Below are 5,577 nucleotides of genomic sequence, written 5' to 3'. Positions count from 1 at the left end.
GTCACATACCGGGACTCGTCAGAGGCCAGGAAACAGACCGCGTTCGAGATGTCCGAGGCTTCGACGTAGGGGGTGGGCATCGCCTGCATGATGGGGAAGGCCAGTAGGGCATCGTCGCGGCTGGGTGCCTCGAGGTCCGGTCGAAACTGTCGGTACATCGGCTCGCTGTTGAGCATCGGGGTATCCACGTTTGTCGGATGAATGACGTTGGCACGGATGGATTGTGGTGCCAGCTGCGCCGCGAGCCGGAGGGTGTAGGAGTCGACCAGCTGTTTGGCGTAGTTGTAACCTGCTCCGCCGGGGCCCTGCGGTCCGCCCGCACCCGGGGGCTGCAATGCGGCGATCAGCCCGCCAACCGATCCTGTGGTGATGATCGACGCACCCGACTTGAGATACGGCAGCGCGGCGTGGACGGTGTTGACGACACCCACGAAGTCGACGTCGAAGGCATCAGCGAAGGCTTGAATCGGCAGATGAGCGCCCAGCGGACAGATGCCCGCGTTGGCGACTACCACATCGAGTTTGCCGAATTCGGCGACCGCATTGGCAAGTTCGCGGCTGACCGCCGCACGGTCTCGCACGTCGACTTCGACGGTATAGGCCTTGCGGCCGGTCTTTTCCACCTCGAGGCCCGCTTCTTCGAGATCACGCGATGTCGCCAGCGGGTACTCGTTGGTCTGGATGTCGTGACAGATGTCGAAGAGGATGACGTCAGCACCTTCCTCGGCCAGCCTGACGGCGTGGCTACGCCCCTGACCACGGGCACCGCCAGTGATCAGAACGACTTTGTCCTCAACTCGACCCATGATGTCTCTTTCTAATCAGGTTGGCGTTGCTAGAGTTTCAACTGCTGTGGCGGGTTGGACGGTCGGCAGGCCAAGGTCTTCGAGCATTGCGATCAGACGGCGGCGATCGACCTTGAGCGCAGCCCCGCGGGGAAGCGCCTCGACGACGAAGATGCGGGCCGGCACCTCGTAGGGTGTCAGCGTGGTCCGGCAGTGCTCCCGTAGCGCCTCGTCATCGGTGGTCGCCCCTGGGCTCAATTCGACTGCGGCAACCGGAATCTGGCCCAACCGCTGATCGGGAACGGGTGCGACGGCGGCATCCGCCACCGCCGGGTGTGCGCGCAGCGCACGGACAACGGTCTCCGGCGAGACCTTGAAGCCGCCGCGCACGATCACGTCATCCGCGCGGCCGTCGATGTAGAGAAAGCCGTCGGCATCTAGATGCGCCAAGTCACTGGTCGTGATCCAGTCTCCGGCTCGGCCGGCCTGCGGCGTCGAGACCTGCAGCCTGCCTTCCTCGTTGACGCCGAGGACCGCACCGTCCTCGCCGACGACCTGCAATCGCACGCCGGGAAAAGCGCGTCCAACACTGCCTTTCTTGTCGACCCACTGCGCGTGGAAGTCCCTCACGGTCCAGCCGGCCACCGCGCCGGAGAATTCGGTCGCGCCGTAGACGACGAGGATCGGGATGCCGTACCGCTCGAAGAACGCATCGACCAACGCCGGGTCGACGGCGGCGGTACCCGCATTGATGGCACGGATGCTCGCCAAATCCTCCCGCGGGATGTCGGAGTCGAGCACCGATCGCATGGCCGCGGGGGGCAGTCCTGCCACCGCGGGCCGATACTGCTTCACCACGGCATGCCAGCCCGGCACCGTGAATCGGTCGAGCATCGCGATCGGACGGCCGGCGACCAGCGACTGCAACAACGACCACAGTCCGCCGATGTGCACGATGGGCAATGTCACCAGGCCCACGGCGCCCGACAACGGGGCTTTGGTCCTGGGATTGGCACGGTCGTTGTGCTGCAACGCCGACGCGAGGGAGGCCTCCAGTTGTGCGCGGGTCAGCGGGATGCGTTTCGGAGCGCCCGTCGTGCCCGAGGTCAGCATCTCGATGGCTACCGCCGGATCGCCACTAACCGCTTCCTTTGTGCCGCGTGCTCGGATGGCGAGTTCGCCGTCGTCGAGCCCCCACCCGGTCGCCCCGAGATCGGTGACCGCACGGTTGAAGACTTCGTCGGACCACAACGCGGACGGCGCAAGGACGAAGGAGGCGGCGGACGCCGCAAGGTCGTCGCTCAGTCGGTCCGGCGGCTGCAGGGGGCTAATGGTCACCAGCGTGCGTCCGCCCCGGAAGATTGCGATGAGCGCCGCGACGGACTCCATGCGATTGGAGAGCACGACCGCGACCCGGCCACCGGTCGGACACCCGGCGGCAGTGAGTTCCCGGTCGATCCGCTCGGTGAGCGACCGAACGGAACCCCAGGATGCCCAGCGTCCGTCGCACTCCAACATGCGGTCGTGGTCGTTGGCGTCCCAGAGCCGTCCCAGCGCCTCGTGGATGCTCGTCATCGTGACTTTCCGGATCGACTTCCGCGGCGGATAGCCGTTCTCTTGAAGCTAGTGGACATGGTTTACTAGGTCAACTTTGTGAAAGGCGTTCGCGATGGACTTCGGGTTGACAGAAGAACAGGACCAACTCGCCGCGGCGGAGCGGGCCTGGCTCACCAAAAGCGATCCCATCGCCAGGGTCCGCGCGACGTTGGACGCCGGTGCAGTCACGGTCGATCCTGCGGCGGTCGCGCATGCGGTGGAATCGGGTCTTTTGGAGCTGCTCACTCCCGAAATAGGCGGCACCCATGTGGATCTCGCCGTCGTGAGCGAGGAGCACGGATACGCAATGAGCTCGCTGCCGGTCGCGGATCTGAACGTCGCGGCCTGGCTGCTCGACCATGTCGACTCGCCCGCCGAGGACGGCAAGCTGACTGGATTGGCGCTTGGTCCCGACGCCACTCTCGATGGCGATGCGCTGCGACTGACTGGTGTCACGCACCCGGTGCCGATGGCCGCCGATATGGACTCCATCGCTGTGGTCGGTCAGGTGGGAGACGGCGAGTATCTGGTGGTCCTCAATGCCCCAACGCTGTCGGGGATGTCGACGTTCGATCTGAGCCGTTCGTGGGCACGCCTGGACCTCGACGCGACGATCGCCGACTGGACGCAATTGCCCGGCGGCACATTGGCATTGCTGCGCGACGCGTCGGCGGTGCACCGGGCGTTCGACGCGCTGGGCGCGGCGGCCCGACTGCTCGACATGACGGTGTCTTACGCCGGGCAGCGCGAGCAATTCGGCGCGCCGATCGGCTCGTTCCAGGCTGTCAAGCATCACTGCGCCGACATGGCCGTCGCGGTGGAGGCCGGCCGAGCCACGTTGTGGGCCGCGGCTCTCGCACTGGACACCGCGTCGGCCGCTGCACGGTCCCGCGCGGCGTCCGCGGCGGCGGCGTACACGAAGTCGGCTGCCGCCAAGGTCGCCGGAACGGCATTGCAGGTGCACGGCGGCATCGGATTCACTTGGGAACACGATCTGCATCTGTTCCTGCGCCGGATCAAGGTCGACGAAGCCTTCAACGGGAGCGTCGCCGAACACCGCGCGGCGCTGCTCAGCGCCTGACATTCAGCGCCGGTCCCGCGGCAGGGCCAAGCCCCGCTCGGCGATCAGGTTGCGCATGATCTCCGAACTGCCACCGGCAATCGTGTAGGCCCGGGCGTACAGCCACTCGTCCTGCCAACGACCGCCGTCGAGGACGTCCGGATCGCGCTCCACCAACACGCCTGCCTCGCCGCCGAGTTCTACAGCGAAGCGCGCCATCTCGAGATTCAGCTCGCTGAACATCAGCTTGGCCATCGCGCCGTCGTGCATGCGTTCGGTGCCACGCAGCCAACGGGTGAGGTTGGCGTAGGTCAGCGCGGACAGCGCCTCCACCTCGGCGCTGAACTCGCCGATTCGATCCCGGATCCGATCGCTTTCGATCGCGGGACGACCGTCGAGGGTGACCTGCGAGGCTAGTGCGACCAGTCCGTCAATGGCCAGCCTCAACTTGACGACCGCGGCGCCCACGCTGGTGCGTTCGTGCCCCAACGTGGCGTTCGCGATCGCCCAGCCCTGCCCTGGCTCTCCGATGATGGCCTCGGCAGGCACCTCGACCGAATCGAAGAAGACTTCGTTGAAATCCGAGGTGCCGGTCAGCTCGCGCAGTGGTCGGACCGTGATGCCCGGGCTGGCCATGTCGAGGATGAACGCACTGATGCCCTTGTGCTTGGGGGCGTCGGAATCGGTGCGCGCCAACAGATATCCGTAGTCGGCCCAGTGCCCGTCGGTGGTCCACACCTTCTGACCGTTGACGGTATAGGTATCACCGTCGAGCACCGCGCGGGTGCGCAGCGACGCCAGGTCACTTCCTGCGCCCGGCTCGCTGAACAGTTGGCACCACAGCTGTCGACCCGCCCGGATCTCGGGCAGGTGCCTGCGGCGCTGGTCATCGGTGCCGTAATGGATCAGTGCATGCGATGCCAGCGCGTTGCCGCTTGGCACGCCGGGCACCGCGGCCCGGGCCAGCTCCTCGCCCACCACGATGGCATGTTCAGCGGAGCGATCGTCGCGGCCGCCGAACTCCGCGGGCCAGTCCGCGCCGACGTAGCCGGCTTCGAACAGGCGCGCCGTCCAGTCCTGAAGCGCCTTGAGCTCGGCTTCGTTCTCAGCGCTGCGCACACCCGCACGCGGCGGGATAGGCGGTGCATGCTCCGCGATGAAGGCCCGTACCTCGGCGCGGAAGGCCTCCAATTCGGGACCCATGCCGTATTCCACGTTGCCGCCTTCCTGTTTGATCTCGAGGTCTTAGCGGCTCAGCGCCAGCAGGTCGCCGGCAGCCCGGTCGCGCAGCGCGTCGGCACGGCCGACCAACACGGCGTTGGCCTGAGCGCGGCGCAGGAGCAGGTGGATCGGATGCTCCCAGGTGAAGCCGATGCCGCCGTGGATCTGCAACGCACCCTCGGTGGCGACGACACCGGCGTCGAGGGCCGCCGCGGCGGCCAGATCCGCCAAGTAGCCCGACTCCTCTAGGTCGGCCTCGGCGGCCGCGAACACTTGGCTGCGGGCACCCTCGAGCGCGACCAACATGTCCGCACACCGATGCGACACCGCCTGAAAGCTGCCGATCGCGCGGCCGAATTGATGCCGTTCGCCTGCCCACTGAACGGCCATCGCGAGCGCGCGCGAAGCAACCCCAACGGAGTCCGCCGCCACGGCCAGGACCGCTTGGCGGCGCGCCGTGCCCAAGGCGCGGGCGACGTCGTTCCCGTCGGCGATCACCTCACCCTCGGCGGCGGTCAAGGTGAGCGAGCCGATGGTGGCACTCACATCGAGCGGCTGATGGGCCGTCACGTCGACGCCGTCGGCGGAAGCGTCGACGGTCACCAGAACCTCACCGCCGCCGCCGATGCGAGCCAGCACCACCAACGCCTCGGCGTTCGGTGCTCCCGCCACGATCGCGACCACACCGGAAAGACGCGCTCCGTCCCACTCGGGCAGCTCCGGGCCGCTAATCATCCAGCCACTGTCATCGACGGGTACGGCGAACGCGGCCGCCGCGCCGGCCGTGATGCGCTGAACCAAAGCCTTTGCGCCACATTGCAACGCGACGTCGAGCGCGGTCACCGTCGGAACGAGCGGCGCGGGAGCCAACGCCTTCGCGGCCTCCTCAATGGCGGCGTACAGCAAACGTGGTCG

At 67.1% G+C, this 5,577-nt stretch carries 5 protein-coding genes; 1 reads left to right on the top strand and 4 read right to left on the bottom strand.

Annotated features, from left to right (window positions below; translation table 11 throughout):
• Positions 1-806: mycofactocin-coupled SDR family oxidoreductase (locus VGH54_RS13700; protein WP_331512559.1), on the bottom strand; the 806-nt coding region annotated here is incomplete at its 3' end.
• Between the two features lie 15 nt (positions 807-821).
• The gene (locus tag VGH54_RS13695) at positions 822-2,360 is read right to left on the bottom strand and encodes a fatty acid--CoA ligase family protein (protein WP_331512558.1); all 1,539 of its coding nucleotides are present in this window, start codon (positions 2,358-2,360) and stop codon (positions 822-824) included.
• 94 nt (positions 2,361-2,454) lie between these two features.
• On the opposite strand from VGH54_RS13695, the gene VGH54_RS13690 reads away from it, so the two are divergent.
• Positions 2,455-3,462, top strand: a complete 1,008-nt coding sequence (locus VGH54_RS13690) for an acyl-CoA dehydrogenase family protein (RefSeq protein WP_331512557.1) — start codon at positions 2,455-2,457, stop codon at positions 3,460-3,462.
• Positions 3,463-3,465: 3 nt separating this feature from the next.
• Here the strand turns inward: VGH54_RS13690 and VGH54_RS13685 are convergent, their stop codons facing one another.
• On the bottom strand, positions 3,466-4,656 hold the full coding sequence (locus VGH54_RS13685; RefSeq protein ID WP_331512556.1) for an acyl-CoA dehydrogenase family protein: 1,191 nt from the start codon (positions 4,654-4,656) through the stop codon (positions 3,466-3,468).
• Between the two features lie 30 nt (positions 4,657-4,686).
• Positions 4,687-5,577: acyl-CoA dehydrogenase family protein (locus tag VGH54_RS13680; protein WP_331512555.1), on the bottom strand; the 891-nt coding region annotated here is incomplete at its 5' end.

It is taken from the genome of Mycobacterium sp., assembly GCF_036488105.1.
GTDB lineage: Bacteria > Actinomycetota > Actinomycetes > Mycobacteriales > Mycobacteriaceae > Mycobacterium.
Note: the sequence above shows the minus strand (reverse complement) of the source record. Positions and strands in the feature narration are given on the sequence as shown.